Source organism: Myroides sp. C15-4 (assembly GCF_050522745.1).
Classification (GTDB): Bacteria; Bacteroidota; Bacteroidia; order Flavobacteriales; family Flavobacteriaceae; genus Flavobacterium.
Map to the genome: position 1 here is coordinate 1 of NZ_JBMVQX010000005.1, position 14,841 is coordinate 14,841.

14 protein-coding genes, 1 tRNA gene and 1 pseudogene are annotated in these 14,841 nt (G+C 35.4%); 7 read left to right on the forward strand and 9 right to left on the reverse strand.

Annotated elements, in window-relative coordinates; all coding sequences use genetic code 11:
• Positions 1-483 (reverse strand): annotated as a pseudogene (locus ACPDHL_RS03420) (IS1595-like element ISBbi1 family transposase); the annotation flags it as partial.
• 285 nt (positions 484-768) lie between these two features.
• Between ACPDHL_RS03420 and ACPDHL_RS03425 the strand changes: the two are divergent.
• From ACPDHL_RS03425 to ACPDHL_RS03435, 3 genes are all read left to right on the forward strand, one after another.
• Positions 769-1,746, forward strand: a complete 978-nt coding sequence (locus tag ACPDHL_RS03425; protein WP_430531406.1) for a hypothetical protein — start codon at positions 769-771, stop codon at positions 1,744-1,746.
• 119 nt (positions 1,747-1,865) lie between these two features.
• Positions 1,866-3,617 (forward strand): hypothetical protein, encoded by a 1,752-nt coding sequence (locus tag ACPDHL_RS03430; protein WP_430531407.1) that lies wholly within the window; start codon positions 1,866-1,868, stop codon positions 3,615-3,617.
• 179 nt (positions 3,618-3,796) lie between these two features.
• Complete coding sequence (locus ACPDHL_RS03435; protein ID WP_430531408.1) at positions 3,797-4,774, forward strand: hypothetical protein; 978 nt, start codon at positions 3,797-3,799, stop codon at positions 4,772-4,774.
• A gap of 158 nt (positions 4,775-4,932) precedes the next feature.
• On the opposite strand, the gene ACPDHL_RS03440 is transcribed toward ACPDHL_RS03435, so the two are convergent.
• The 4 genes from ACPDHL_RS03440 to ACPDHL_RS03455 form a co-directional block, all read right to left on the reverse strand.
• Positions 4,933-5,017: transfer RNA gene (locus tag ACPDHL_RS03440), tRNA-Ser, on the reverse strand.
• An 8-nt stretch (positions 5,018-5,025) separates the two neighbouring features.
• Positions 5,026-6,054, reverse strand: coding sequence for an asparaginase (locus ACPDHL_RS03445; RefSeq protein ID WP_430531409.1), 1,029 nt, complete (start codon positions 6,052-6,054; stop codon positions 5,026-5,028).
• Positions 6,047-7,180 (reverse strand): 1-acyl-sn-glycerol-3-phosphate acyltransferase, encoded by a 1,134-nt coding sequence (locus tag ACPDHL_RS03450; RefSeq protein WP_430531410.1) that lies wholly within the window; start codon positions 7,178-7,180, stop codon positions 6,047-6,049. The genes ACPDHL_RS03445 and ACPDHL_RS03450 overlap by 8 nt, the downstream gene beginning before the upstream one ends.
• Before the next feature lie 53 nt (positions 7,181-7,233).
• Complete coding sequence (locus ACPDHL_RS03455) at positions 7,234-8,004, reverse strand: TatD family hydrolase (protein ID WP_430531411.1); 771 nt, start codon at positions 8,002-8,004, stop codon at positions 7,234-7,236.
• Positions 8,005-8,084: 80 nt separating this feature from the next.
• Here ACPDHL_RS03455 and ACPDHL_RS03460 point away from each other — a divergent pair, with 80 nt between their 5' ends.
• Complete coding sequence (locus tag ACPDHL_RS03460; RefSeq protein WP_430531412.1) at positions 8,085-8,522, forward strand: retropepsin-like aspartic protease; 438 nt, start codon at positions 8,085-8,087, stop codon at positions 8,520-8,522.
• Between the two features lie 2 nt (positions 8,523-8,524).
• Here ACPDHL_RS03460 and ACPDHL_RS03465 read toward each other — a convergent pair whose 3' ends face one another.
• Positions 8,525-9,094: a DUF3109 family protein gene (locus ACPDHL_RS03465; protein WP_430531413.1), complete on the reverse strand. Its 570-nt coding sequence runs from the start codon at positions 9,092-9,094 to the stop codon at positions 8,525-8,527.
• 370 nt (positions 9,095-9,464) lie between these two features.
• Between ACPDHL_RS03465 and ACPDHL_RS03470 the strand changes: the two genes are divergently transcribed.
• The 3 genes from ACPDHL_RS03470 to ACPDHL_RS03480 all read left to right on the forward strand — a co-directional run bounded on the left by ACPDHL_RS03470 (position 9,465) and on the right by ACPDHL_RS03480 (position 10,893).
• Positions 9,465-9,659, forward strand: coding sequence for a hypothetical protein (locus ACPDHL_RS03470; protein WP_430531414.1), 195 nt, complete (start codon positions 9,465-9,467; stop codon positions 9,657-9,659).
• 7 nt (positions 9,660-9,666) lie between these two features.
• Complete coding sequence (locus ACPDHL_RS03475; protein ID WP_430531415.1) at positions 9,667-10,281, forward strand: FAD-dependent oxidoreductase; 615 nt, start codon at positions 9,667-9,669, stop codon at positions 10,279-10,281.
• Positions 10,282-10,515: 234 nt separating this feature from the next.
• The gene (locus ACPDHL_RS03480; RefSeq protein WP_430531416.1) at positions 10,516-10,893 is read left to right on the forward strand and encodes a DUF805 domain-containing protein; all 378 of its coding nucleotides are present in this window, start codon (positions 10,516-10,518) and stop codon (positions 10,891-10,893) included.
• A 77-nt stretch (positions 10,894-10,970) separates the two neighbouring features.
• On the opposite strand, the gene ACPDHL_RS03485 is transcribed toward ACPDHL_RS03480, so the two are convergent.
• From ACPDHL_RS03485 to ACPDHL_RS03495, 3 genes are read right to left on the reverse strand one after another with little or no spacing between them, the layout of a single operon-like run.
• Entirely contained in the window at positions 10,971-11,936 is a 966-nt protein-coding gene (locus ACPDHL_RS03485; RefSeq protein ID WP_430531417.1) for a PCMD domain-containing protein, read from the reverse strand.
• A gap of 5 nt (positions 11,937-11,941) precedes the next feature.
• Entirely contained in the window at positions 11,942-13,663 is a 1,722-nt protein-coding gene (locus ACPDHL_RS03490; protein WP_430531418.1) for a sulfatase-like hydrolase/transferase, read from the reverse strand.
• Between the two features lie 10 nt (positions 13,664-13,673).
• Positions 13,674-14,822, reverse strand: coding sequence for a BamA/TamA family outer membrane protein (locus tag ACPDHL_RS03495; RefSeq protein ID WP_430531419.1), 1,149 nt, complete (start codon positions 14,820-14,822; stop codon positions 13,674-13,676).
• Positions 14,823-14,841: the final 19 nt, after the last annotated feature.

Consider the following 14,841-nt stretch of genomic DNA (forward strand, 5'->3'; position numbering starts at 1 on the left):
AACGTTCTGCTTTCCCTCGGCTCCCCGGCCACGTGTACCCTTGCCTCGCTCGATTTCCTTACTGGCCACCGAAAAGTAACCCTCATCCAGTTCTATCATCCCTTCCAGTGTATACCTTGCATCCCGGTTGCCCATCGCCCTGCGGAGTTTGTGTACCATCGCCCATACCGGTTCGTAACGCTTCAATCCTAATTGCTTCTGGAGTTCGTTGGTGGAGAATCCCTTTTTTGTGCAACTCATCAGGAACATCGTTTTGTACCACACCAGAAACGGCAGCTTGGAGCTCTCCATGATCGTACCGCTGCGCAACGAGGTGCGGAAACGGCAACCTTTGCATTCATAACTCCATTTACCCTGTAACCAATAATGGGAAGTGCCCCCGCATCGCTTGCAGACAACCCCTTCCTTATCACGCTGCTCCTTGAAATGCAAACGACAATCTTCCTCCGAACCGAAATGAGCCGTAAAACTGAATATGTTCATAATCCCTGCTTTTTGAGCGCTAATATACTAAAAATATTAGGTATGTTTGCGGAGAATCAGATAAAATAATGATAAAGCGTTAGCTTTTACTTGTCCCTTTAAAACCGCCAATTTTATTATTCCGACAAAAGTAAATAGTGATAACGCTCACGCTTTGGCGTGGGCTATTCCTATTTGTCGGATGAGTGCTTGGCGGTACTTTAAGGGCGTAGGCTTTAGTCCCACGCTTTTTTTGTTTAAGTATTTTGTGGGACATAAAATAAGAAATTAATTAAAAGACAATTTATGAAAACATTTAAGTACATTCTAGGCATTTTTTTTGCACTTGGAGGGATTGGTATGCTAGGTCAGTTTCAAGTTATATCAGGACTGTTGATATTCATTCTCGGAATTATATTACTCCCGCCTATTTCGGAGCAGTTGAATGATAAATTTAGTTTTTGGAAGAATAAAGGAATTAGATACATTGTGTATATCCTTTTATTTGGGATAGCAGGAATATTTAATATTCAGAATACTGTAAAGAAAAGTGAAAAAAAAGGAATTCATTCTGATAAAACTATCGTTGAGTATATTAAAAAAGATACATTAGATAAATCACTTAGAAATCTTCGAGAACTTGTTACTATAGGAGAATATTTTGGTATTAAAAATTCATCGTTTCGCAATATAAAAAAGCATATTACTCAGAGATATGATAGTATTGAAAATCAGGTTGTATTTGAATTTAACCCAAAGTTGGTTTTTGAGAATAAGGAAGAAAATTATTTGAAGAAAGATCAGAAAAAGGGGCTGTTAAAAGACTACAGGATAGAGTTTTTAGTAAATGATTTAGATGAGATTATAGCTAAGAAAACAATAATTACCTATTCTAAAGTTGGGAGTATAGAATATGAGAATGACGATGTCCCTTCATTAGATCATTTGGTTACTATGAAGGTAGTAGAAAGTCAAAAAGAATACATGACTATAAAACAAGAAGGAGAAAGGCAGGTAGAAGCTCGTAAAAAGAGAAAAGAAGAATTTGAGAGTAAATGTATTAGCTCATGGGATGGAGCTCATTCAGAGCTTCTAGTTTATGTTAAAAGACATATGAATGATAGAAAGAGTTTTGAACACGTTGAAACGAAATATACGCTTTATGATGATTATGTTCTCGTTATGATGAAATTCAGAGGTAAAAACGGTTTAGGTGCAATGGTGTTGAATCAAATAAGAGCTAAGGTTGGTTATAATTGTGAGGTTTTGGAGATTGTTGATTGATTTGAGATATAAATAATGCAGACTACTATGTCTGCATTATTTATATCTGATAAAATGTTAATTTTACTTCCTTTTATATAGATTACGAATTGTAAGATTTTTTTATTAAATAAGTAGACATGATTATACCAGTATGCCCTAATGATTTTTACGATAAATTAATGAATGATGAATTCTCTAAAGGAGGTGAATATGGAGTATATGCTCCATTATTTTTAGAGAAAAAAAAATTCACTTGGGAGACTAGGTCTATTCACAATGTTATTTTTAATGAATTAGTAACAATTCAAAATATTGATATCAAATTTGGGATACACTTTGTGAATTGTCAATTTAAAAAAGGGATTCATTTTATCAATGTTACAAATACTACTGAGAATTCTAGTTTATTAAATTTGGATGATAATGAAAGAGGAATTATTTTAAGTAACTGTGAATTGGATGAGGATGTGTTGGTTAATAGTTGTAATATTCGGCGAGGACTATTAATTCAATCAGAGTCTATATTGAAGAAAATAACTATTGAAAGTTCAAAAATTCAATATGATGGTTTAAAAATAGATAACTGCACTATTTCTATCATTGATATTGTTGATTGTGTTCTAAAATTAGATGTACGAAGCTCGACTATTGGTTTTCTAAGGGTTCAATCGAATGTAGGAAACGTTTCCATGGTTAATTCAAAATTTACAAATTGGACTAAATTTTGGAATATTGAATGCGCAGAAAGTATCACTTTAAATAATAATGTTTTTGAGGGAACATTTAGTATTGAAGGCAGTCGAATTAACAAAATTAATATACATGGAGATGAATTCTATCGTGAATCAAAATTAATAAATAATGATACTTCACTAAAAGAAACGAAAACCTATCTTAATCAACTCTATATCACTGATGCAAATTTTATAGAAGGTTTTGAATTTGATGGGAAAGGGTTATGTATCAATAAAATTAGTTTGCCTATTACATCTAGTTTTAAAGGGATTTTGAAATTCTATAATTGGAGTATTAAGGAAGCTTTTATCTCTGGGATTAATCAAAATCTGAATTTAATTTTTGATAAAATCAGTTTAAGACTTATCATTTTCGAAAGTTTTTCGAATTTTGGAATAGTTAGCTTTAATAGTTGTTGCGCGGATAATAAAATATTTAAGACTGATGAAGGACTACATAAAGAGAGTTCATTAATTGTATTTGACACTAGTTTTGGTAATACAAAATTTTATGAATTTGATTTTAATAGTTTTGATTTTATAAATATGCGAAATACATCTTTTGAAGGCATTGAAGTTTCAAATACTATATGGTTTTCAGATGATAAATTAAGAATAGCAGGCAAGTTTCCTGTAGATGCTGAAAATTTCAGGAGAAAAAGAGAATTATATCGCCAAATTAAACAAGCGTTAAGATCCAAAGGGAATCAAATAGAGAGTTTAGAATTTCAAGCTAGAGAAATGAGAGCTTATAGAGACGAATTAAGAGCGTCAAAAAAGTATTCCGTAGGAGATAAAGTAATAATGATTGTACAACAAACAAATAATTATGGTTTAAGTTGGTTGAAGGCTTTGAAATTGATTATTATTATAACATTTATTACTTATAGTTTCTGTTTGCCTCTTTTTTCAGTAAAGATGCATTATGATATAGATTCAGAATTTATTTCTTGTAAAGTGCTGTTAGGTGAATTTATAGATAACTTACCTACATTCATTCAAATGTTGAATCCTGCAAGAAGTTTTTCTAATACGTATGGAAATAATGTAAATAATCTGAATTTACTTCATTTTGTGGATTTATTACATAGAGTTGTCTTGGGAGTATTGATCTTTCAGTTAATTAGTTCTTTTAGAAGGCTTTCTAATAAATGAAAGAATTGTTAGTTAAATAGTAAATACTTATTTAAATAGCAGACTTTAATTTTTATTAAGATGCTATAAGTGCTTTTATAAGGATGTAAGGTGTAAAGCAAATCAAAATCTAAATTTTAATATGTTGCTTTTGAGATATAGAGTTATTCTTTTAGATTTGTTAAAAAGATACCTAACTAATGAATAAAATAATTGACTTTATAATTGATTCAATAAATGCTAGCAGAGAGCGTTTAAAAATGTCTATTGTTACTTTTTATATTGCACTTCTTGTTCTGTACCATTGGCGTGTTTTTGCTATACTCCTTTTTGGAGGAATTCCAATGGTAGATAAAATTGAGAAAATTGACCTTTTGTATAAAGACTATACGCTTTGGCATTATTTGCTAAACCCAATTTTCGTATTAATACTTGCTGTAAGTACTATGTTGTTATTTCCATGGATTACATTAAAAACAGATATTGTTGTAAATAAGATTTTGATAAAAAGAAAGAATGATAAGGAAGATGTTCTGATTAATGATAGAACAAAAGAAATTGCAAAAGCAGAACATGAGTATTTTTTACTTCAAATTTCTTCTGGATATAAGAGTACAACGGAATTTGTACAAGAAATAGGTCATCTTGAGACCGCTAATGAATCTTTGAAGAAGGAATTGGCTAATCAAAAAGAAGAATTTGAATCAGAGCTTAGAAAGGAACAAGAAAATAGCAGAAAGTCTATTGAAAATTTAAAACTAGGTTTTAAACAAGTGGAAGAAAATTTTGAATTGCAAATTGACGAATTAAAAAGACAAAATACTAGAGCAGTTCCTGATTTTATTTACTTCGATTTACCTGATAGTTATGAGATAAATGGAAATAAAATAAAGGAATTGTCTGATCAAATAAATTTAATTTTGTTACCGTTTACAGTAGAGGAGAGGGCAGAAATATTTAATGCTATATTAAGATTAAAGATTAGTAATTCAAATAATAAATCTGAAATTGATAAATATAGTTTTCATTTTCAGGGAAAAGAATGTACCGCTACTATATCTGATTTCTTTAGTCAGTTAAATGATTTAGGTGTCGTGGAATTATCAGTCTACTTGACTAATGAATTAAAAGGGACTATTAATGGTGATTTTATATCTAATGTATTTATAAAAATGTAATATGTTTTAAAGTTGATTAATAAACTCAAGAAAGATGTAGGGTTATTAATTTTAATAATTTAGTTTAGATAAAAAGATTAAGTGTCCCCTGCTATGTCCCCTGAAAAACAAAACCCTTTGTAATATATTGAATTACAAAGGGTTTTGTTTTTTAATTGCAGAGAGGAAGGGATTCGAACCCTCGATACGTTGCCGTATACACACTTTCCAGGCGTGCGCCTTCGACCACTCGGCCACCTCTCTTTGTATTCTTAGGCTTCCATTTCGCCGCAAATAGGCGTTTCAAAAGCGGTTTTAAAATCTTGTATATTCGGTTGAGCTAACAAATACATCAACTTGGTTATCGCTGCTTCTGTAGTGATATCTTTACCAGAAATAACGCCAATCTCTTTTAATGCTGTACTGGTTTCGTATTTTCCCATCATCACACTACCACTCGAACATTGAGTTACATTGATAATTTTTAATCCCTTTTGAGTAGCACAACGCAAGGTTTCTAAAAACCAAGGTTCTGTCGGTGCATTTCCTGAACCATACGTCTCCAAGATAATGCCCTCTAAGCTCGGAATGGCTAAAACAGCTTCCAGTACTTGTTGTTGTATTCCTGGAAATAAGCGTAAAATCATAACATTACGCGACATCTCCTTGTGAACCGAAAGCGGCAAAGATAAGGGTTTTTGCAATAATAACGAATGGTTAATGCGCAAATTTACACCTGATTCTGCTAAATGTGGAACATTCGGAGAGGTAAACGCATTAAATAGCTCTGCGCTGACCTTGGACGTGCGGTTTCCACGGTATAATTTGTATTCGAAGTACAAACACACTTCTTGAATGACAGGAATATTATTTTCTTGTAAAGCAGCAAGTTGGATGGCTGTAATTAAATTTTCTTTTGCATCAGTACGCAAATCGCCAATAGGCAATTGAGATCCTGTTAGGACCACAGGTTTATGTAGGTTCTCCAACATAAAACTCAAAGCGGAAGCTGAATACGACATTGTATCAGAGCCGTGTAGAATAACAAAACCATCAAAGTGATTGTAATTTTCCTCCACAATACTAGCCATTTGTACCCATAAATCGGGTTGCATGTCCGAAGAATCTATCGGCACATCAAAGGAATAGGTTTCGATAGCACAATCCAACAAATGTAGTTCTGGAATGCGTTCCACTAGCTGATCAAAATTAAACGCACGCAAAGCACCCGTTTTAAAATCTTTCACCATACCAATGGTTCCTCCTGTATAAATGAGTAAGATTGAAGGTTTGTTATTCATCTTGTAATTTCAATTTATTCGCTACTGGATTTGCATACATCGCCAAAAAGTTATCAACCACTTTTTGCTCCTGTTTGTTGACTCTTAGTTCCAAACGACGCTCAAATAATTGTTTTTCCTTTTCGCTATAGTGAGCAGCGAATTTATTGGTGTTGTTTAAAATATCGTAAGCGATATAATTCGTTGGCCACAAGTGATAATTGGTAATGATAGAGTGGTCAATAACCTGAGCTAACGCTTGTAGCTGTTTATTTGGTTTCTCTGCAATGGCTTTGATCTGGTCTAATTCGGTGTCAATCACATCGCCTATGTGGATGTGAATTCCTTTCTTCTGACCAATAATCCCACTGTATAAGTTGATGAAATCCTCATTTTTTTCCTTGATGTAGGTTTCATTGTTTGCAATAGCCAACAACTGAGGCATTTTTAACGCATCGGTTGGATCGTATTCATACGAAATTGATACTGGAACAATCTTCAATTGCTTGAAGTAATCCATCAAGTTTTCTTCGCCGGCATCCATACCGATCATTTTTAAAACTCCCGTGTTCGTGGCGTCATTTCCATCTTTGGTACGTCCTTCGCGTTGGGCAATCCAAACCGAACGATTTTCCTCCACAATTAAGCTATGGATGTACTCTGACATTAAACGAGAGCTCTCTAATAACTCGCGCGGTGTTAATTTTCTACGCACCAAAAAATTGCGATTTACTTTAGCTAAGGCTAATAGAAATGATTTCTGTACCAAGTTGTCCCCAATAGCAGAAGCCGTCATCGTTAAACCGTTATCTTTTAAGGTTACGTTCAATAATGACGTATCCATAATAATGTCACGGTGATTCGATATATATAAGTAAGCAGTATCTTTTTGTAATTTCTCAAAACCAGACGTGGATAGTCCATTTGAGCTTTTCTCTAAGATTCGACGAATAGAGTGGTAGGCAAATTCTTCTTGAAATTGCTGAATTGAGGTTACTTTACTCAAATCTTCCATCCATTCCTGTTCGGTTTTAGTAGGGAAAGTAAACCCCATTAACGCTTTAACCATAGGGTGCTTAGAGATTTTTTGTAAAACCTCATTGACCTCATGATCGTGGTAATGGCGTATTGAATCAAACTTAGACATTAGTGTTTTAAATATTTATGTAAACTTAAATGTTATGTTTCTATCTTTTGCAATTAAATGCCAAAAACAGCTTTTGAATTGGCTGTCGTTTGGTCAGCAATTGTTTGTAAAGGCAGTGCGTACAGTTCAGCTAGCTTTTCAGCAATGTTCAAAATATAAGCACTTTCATTCCTTTTGCCCCGAAAAGGGACTGGTGCAAGATACGGAGAATCAGTTTCTAATACGATATGCTCTAACGGTATTTTATGTAAAAACTGATCAATCTTTCCGTTTTTAAAGGTCGCTACTCCTCCGATTCCCAATTTCATGTTGTAACTTATCGCTTGTTGAGCTTGCTCCTCTGTACCCGTAAAGCAGTGAAAAATACCCCGGAGCATCTGTCCTTTCTCAAGCTCTAGCACTTCAAATACTTCATCAAAGGCATCTCTACAGTGAATATTAATGGGCAATTGATACTTCTTTGCCAGTTGAATTTGCTGTTGAAATGCTTCTTGCTGAATGGACAGTGTCGTCTTATCCCAATACAAATCTACTCCAATTTCTCCAACTGCATAGTACTTGCGTCGAGCTAATTCTCGTTCTACAAAAGCAAGTTCTTCTTTATATGTCTCTGGTTTGACATCTGTTGGATGCAACCCCATCATTAAAAAAATATGCGCAGGAAACGCCGCTTCCAAATCAAACATCGCCTGAGCATAGCTTGAATCAATAGCAGGTATAAAAAAACGCGTAACTCCATTTGATATTGCGCGATTTATTGTTTCTTTGCGATCCTCCGCAAATGCATCTGAGTAAAGATGGGTATGAGTGTCAGTAAAAATCATGCTTTGGTAATGTTCTACAAAGTAGTATCTTTCAAACTACAAAAGTACCTTATAAAAAGTATTAAAACTAAACTTAATTGATGGAAAACTATAAAGATTGGTTAAAAAAAGAACGCTATAAACAAATTCGCTTCAAGATAGCGCGAACCAACCACCTTTTTGTACGGGTAAAAGTAAATGGAATCTGGGGAGATTTTATTCTCGACACAGGTGCTTCAAATAGTTGTATCGACTTTCAATACACAACTTATTTTGGATTAATAACATCAGAATCAGAAACAAGAGCATCTGGAGCAGGAGCCAATGGGATGATGACACAGGTATCCTTTACCAATGAAATCCAAATGGGAAGATGGAAAAAAGGAGATTTTAACTTTGTTTTATTGGATTTGAGCCACGTGAATACCGCCTTAACAGAGTATAAAACAAAAAATGTACACGGTATTATTGGGTCTGATGTTTTTGGATTAGGCCAAGCAATTCTCGACTATGGACAACAGACCCTCTATTTAAAATAACCTTATTTCTTATAATATTCTTGAGCTACTAGTTCCAACTCTTCATACCAAGCTGGACCGTATTTGCGCGTCAACGGATCTTTTAAGAACTTATAAACAGGTACTTCTAATTCTTTACCTAAAGCACAAGCATCGCTACAAATGTGCCATTTGTGATAGTTTACCGCTGAAAATGAAGAGTATTCTTTAATGCGGATCGGATATAAGTGACAAGAGATCGGTTTTTTCCAATCTATTTTCTTTTCGATATACGCTTTTTCAATTCCACATAGCGCCATGCCATTGTCATAAATAACATATGCACATTCGCCTCCGTGAATCAAGGGCGTTTCGTATTCACCATCCTCTCCAATAATATACGTACCTTGTTGCTCAATAGCAGCAATACCCTCTGGACGTAAATAAGGTTTAACCGTTTCAAATATCTCATCTAAAATGGCCGTTTCTTCCTTCTCTACGGGAGCACCCGCATCTCCATCAATGCAACACTGCCCTTTACAAGCTGTGAGGTTGCATACAAATTCTTTTTCTAAAATATCCTCCGAAACCAAGGCCTGACCAATCTGAAACATGTTGATTTAATTTTGAGCCCACAAAATTACAAATCTTTCTCGGATGTTGACTTCTTCATTACGAGCAACTTCTATTTTATAATGATCCTAAATTGGTCGTATGCCCATTCTTTTGCTAAAACAGAAACGCAACGTTAAATGCCTAGAAAAAAAAATGAAAAGACAAGGTTAAAGAGGGGGATGTACGCGCTCTAAAAGACAGCAGCTGAATGGGACTAATTACGATACTTTTGAGCAAGAAATGCACATTTAGCGATTTTAGGAAGGCGTTTTCACCCTGTTAAAATATGTGGGGGTAATGTTAAAGCAGTCAGGGAGTGGTTTTTATTTTGTACTTTCGGACAATAGAATTAAAATCTTTTAAGAAATAATGAAAATATTCAGTTACATTATTATTGCATTTGTTGTTGCCTTAATTGTATTAAATATCACGATGCTTGATTTTAATAACTTATTTCAAGGGGACAGTTTAGTAGCTATAATTGGTATTGTAGCACTCTTGTGTGCGGTTTGTATTCTGTTGATTTACAGAACTTCAAAGTTGATTGACGATAAAACAAAATAGATCAAATATGTTGGTTTATGATGTTTTAATTATTGGCGGAGGTGTTTCTGGTGTTTCTTGTGCTCAAGTCTTAGGTAGTGCTGCAAAGAAGACTTTCATGGAAGGAAAGTCTATCGGAATTGTTATGCATCAAAAAGCAAGTATGCTGCAAGATGCAGTATTTAATAATGCTTTTGGAATTGAACCAGGAACGCTAGGAAGTGATTTACTTGCGCAAGCGAAAGAAAATTTGCGAATCTATTCCAATATAACCCAAATAGAAGGAGAGAAGGTAAGCAAAGTAAGCCGAAATCATGAAGGCTTGTTTACAGTCGAAACGAATAAATCAATCTATTTGGCACGTATGGTCGTTGTAGCAGTGAATTCAAGTGCTACTTTTGCCATCGAAGGGTTGATGGACTACGTGGAACCCCATAAAAAGTCAATCCCAACAAAGAATAGAATTCAATTGAAAAATATAGATCACTTTGTAGCCGAGGGGATTTATGTAGCAGGTACGCTAGCGGGACACCGCAGTCAACTTGCTATTGCAGCTGGAAGTGGTGCTGCTGTTGCAACAGACATCTTAACCTTGTGGAATGATGGCATTGAAACACACAGCCATGACAGTATTAGAAAATAATAATATTAGATCATTTTAGTGTAAAAAAGACATCCGTAGTGATGTCTTTTTTTGGTTTACAGTTAATCAGACTGAATGGTTAACGAGTCTGTAACTTTCCCTTCACCCTTCACCCATTTCCAATAACTCATCTCTATTTCCCTCCCTATTTATAGTGAACTTTGTTCTAATTTTGTGAATTTTTAAAGAAAGAACTTTACATTCGTTCTCTGAAAACATAAATACAAAGAAAAAATGGAATTGAATTTTACTACATTAAAAGAAAATTTTATCAACATTTTAAAAAATCACTATGCTGATTTTAATGGACGTGTAAGACGTAAAGAATATTGGTCTTTTACCTTGGTCAGCTTGATTATTTCTATCATTTTAGGAATTGTAGATAAAATCTTGGGTCCATTAGGTTTCATCGGATATATATATAGCTTAGCGGTATTAGTGCCTTCATTAGGACTTTTAGCTCGTCGTTTACACGATACAGGAAAAAGTGGCTGGTTAATCTTGATTGGATTAACAGGTATTGGTGGTTTAGTATTGCTTTACTTTGCTTGTTTGGATAGTACACCTGGTCAAAATGAATACGGTGCTGATCCAAAAGCAGGTGAAAGATAGGGATTAGTTAACGGTTAACAGTTTACAGTTAACGGTGAACCGAAACGGTGACCTGTAAGCTGTAAACTGTGAACCGTTTACTCATAAACTAGCCCAATATTATCCACCCACAATCGACTATTTTCATTTCCGATATAAGCACCTCCATTGCTTGAAGAGAATTGAACGATAAGATGGGTTACGGGATCATCGGCTGTTCCCCAACCTTCTTCTATTATTTCAGTCATTTGCCCTTTGCTATTGCGGGTATAATCCGTAAATTCTCCTGTGCGAAGTGCCATTTCTTTTTGGTAAACTGCTTGATTTCGAATATCGCCATAATTAATTTTGAGTTGGAACTTGTTCTTCCACTCTTTTTGTGTTTGGGTTAAATTGAGCCAAGCTGTTCCTATTCGTTTGGCGTGTACTTTCCCCTCTTTATCTTCCCAGCGATTTTGCAGTAAAATGCGAATCTCTGCCTTGTCGTTTTGATTGAGCACAGTACCTTTACCTACACCGTTAATTCGACTCGATTTGCCTCCTGTAATTACTTTGTAATCAAACTGTAGCGCTTTTGGTTTTTTGGTAAAAGGAATTCCAGTGACTAATTTACTTTGTGGGTTTTTAGTGTCTGTTATCGGTTCAATCATCTCGCCAAGAAAAATTGTTCCGCTGGCCAAAACGTTGATGTTCAAGATGCCTAACACTTTGACGCGCTCTACTTTTGTTTCCAAACGCGCAGCAAAACCACTGCCTCGTTTCTCAGGGAACACGGTTACACTTCCTTTTGTAATGCCGCTCACAACAGCTAAAACGGATGAAGTTGCCCAGGGGGAACGCGTGTTTTTATAAGGGGTATTGTCTTTTAAGGTATCCTTTGAATCATTGATAGAATAAAGGTATCTCATATTTCCTCCAATGAGAAGCGATTCTTTTATCTCTCTAACTTGCCATTGATTCATATTGCCAAAAGGCAATAATTCAAATCGCTCTTTTTGAGCCCATAGGCTGGTAGACAATAGCAAGCAAATCACAAAGGAAAATAGTTGTAAATAAGACTTCATATCGTTTAATTTTTTAGATTCAATTTTTTAATTTGTTCAAAGTCTTCCTCTTTCAAGTTCATTTTCTGATAAGGAACAGCCAAATCGTGATCGTTTAAATACAAGCGAGGCAAGACTGTAAACTGAGGATTGACAAGTGAATATTCAGGCTTGAAATGTGGCGTTTGTATCGCTGCCACATCGAGTAAGGTGTGAAAGATCACATGTGTACTGATGGGGTGTGTTTGTCGCGATTGAGCAAGTTGATACTGTTCAGGATGTGCGTCAATGAACGAATTCGAAAACCACATGAAGAACGGAATATGCAATTGGTAGTATGACGGTGTTGGGGAGGAATGCAAAAATAAACCGCGATCATCATCAAATAGATCTTCACCGTGATCTGAGGTGTATAACAGTATACTAGTCGCATCGATTTTCTTTAAGGCATCTAAGGTCGATGACAAGAAATAATCGGTATAGCGGATGCTGTTGTCATAGGTATTGACTAATTGTTCTTTTTGTCTGCGACTCACTGCGGTGAGGTTATCTGGGGTAAACTGTCTATACGCTTGTGGATAGCGCTCTTTGTAATTAAAATGTGAACCATAGCTGTGTAGGATAATAAATAAATTACCTGGTGTTTTTTCAATTAACTCCGTCATGAGGGGGATGAGCTCCTCATCTGGACGATTTACTGTTAAATGAGTTTTACTATCCGTTGTGCGAATGGTTTGGTAGATGTCCGCTTCCTTAGTGAAATATTCTATAAACGAATTATTCTCCGATTGATTCGAAAGACAGATGGTGGTAAATCCCCCTTCTTTAAATGCCTGTGCAATTCCTTTTCGGTAGTAAATATCTTGATAGTTCGCTGCATTGACATCGGATAGAATCATGGATACACTTTTGTGTGTAGTATTGGATTGGGTCAATACATCTTGGTATAAGACTAGATGCTCTTGTTGAGCTAAAAGCGGATTGGTCGGACGGTCATAGCCATAGAGTTGCCAATTGTGTGCTCGTCCTGTTTCTCCTACAACTAGGACTACAATTTCGCGTAAACTATCTGTTCTCGTACGCTTGGCTTCAAAGCTAAAGTTCTTAGACGTATGTGGATATGCTTTGACTTTTCCCCATTTTTTGATTGCGAAATTCAAGTTATAATAAGCATTGATAGGATAAACATCTACCGTAAAGGCAAAGGCCTCTCTATTTGTATTTTGAGACCCCATTGAGAGTAAAAATGAAGCGACAAAAAGCAGAATTCCACTGTTGAAGGCGCGATGTCTAACCACTTTAGGAAGGTATAATTTTCTTTTCCACTGAAGGATTGCCCATACGAGTGTGGGAATATACAACAAACACACAAAACCAATCGATGGGAGCAAGCTTCCCAATAATTCCGTGATCTCTGTCGTATTCGTTGTTGCCACATTTAAATACATATCCACGGCAATTACATCTTCACCAAAAAGGTAGAATAACACAATCTGAAAAGCGTGAATAAATAAAACGGGAAATAAAATAATTTGCGTTCGCCCTATGTTTTTAAATAGTGAAAATACAAGGAGGTACAAACTCAAAGGAAAAAGAAATACAGTAGCTCTTCCCAAAAAATTCAGGGGTTGAAAAAGGGTAAAGTAAAAAGTAGGAACCATATTTACTAGTAAGTAAATATAGAATAAGGCTACTGGATTATGGCTTAGTCTTTCTAAGAGACTTCTTTTTTGTGATGTTTCACGCATAGGCATGTACTTAGAATGCTTCGTTAATATTAAAATAAAAACCACTTTGACCTCGTGCAATTCCGTAGTCAAAGCGAATATTTACTCGATTTTTAAATTCCCATCGATAGCCAACCCCATAAGTAGGTAAGGTTTGGGACCAAGCGAAATGATCAAATTTGTCAAATACATTTCCCATACCACCCCAAAGGACTAATCCATGTCGATTGTATATTTTTTGACGTAATTCTACCTGAGTATTCAATTCTTTGCGATCGCGGTATTGTCCAGTGAGGTATCCTCGCATTTGTCGGGGGCCTCCAATTTGTGCCATCATATTCCAAGGTACATCTCCATTGTTGAAAATTCCGTTGAAATCAAAAGCTAATATCGTCTTAGGTGCTACTCGTTTATAGTATCGCGCAGTGGTTTCAATTTGGCTGAAGTGAATATTACTGCCTAGAGTACGTGAAAAAAAGGTTTGCTGGTACTGTAAAAAGAGCCCTTTTTCGGGATTGGGAATAAAATCGCGTGTATCATAGGAAAAGATTAAACCACCCCCTACCAAAGTAGTCGTTAAATTCTCGTCAGGCTGAAATTCTTCTTTTTCAAAACCACTACCACGGAGGTTTTTTGCTGCAAAAGTGACCCCTACGTATGCATCTTGAACGACCTCTGCAAGAAAATCAGCTTTTAGAGACAAGCGATATTCGTTGTATTTGGAATAATTACCCGCATCGCCCGCAGCATATCCAATGCCATAGTATTTACTAGGCATATAGGTAAATGACATGTCCGCATTGATTCTAAACTTATCATCAGGGAAGATGGTGTTGTTTTCCACGCCAATAGCAAAGAAACCACTCGTCGTGATATTGGTGTAGATGGAAACGTTAGAAGGTGACAATTCCAAGTTTTCACGATCTAAGCGATACAAGCCTGAAGCAACAAGTCCCAAACCCAATTTTGTATCAACCGAGTAGCTGGGGCCTCCAATAAAGGAAATATCAAATTCACTTTGTGATTTATCTTTTTTTGCTTCTTCAAAATAGTGAATGATCTGCTCAAGAAACGTCTTCTTTTCTAGTGTATCATTCGTTTGATTGAACTGTTCTTGCGCATAAGAAAACAAGGGGCCCAAAAAAACGAGTAGTAAGATTAGAGCATGTATATTTCTCATGATTGATGTGTCGTGTTTT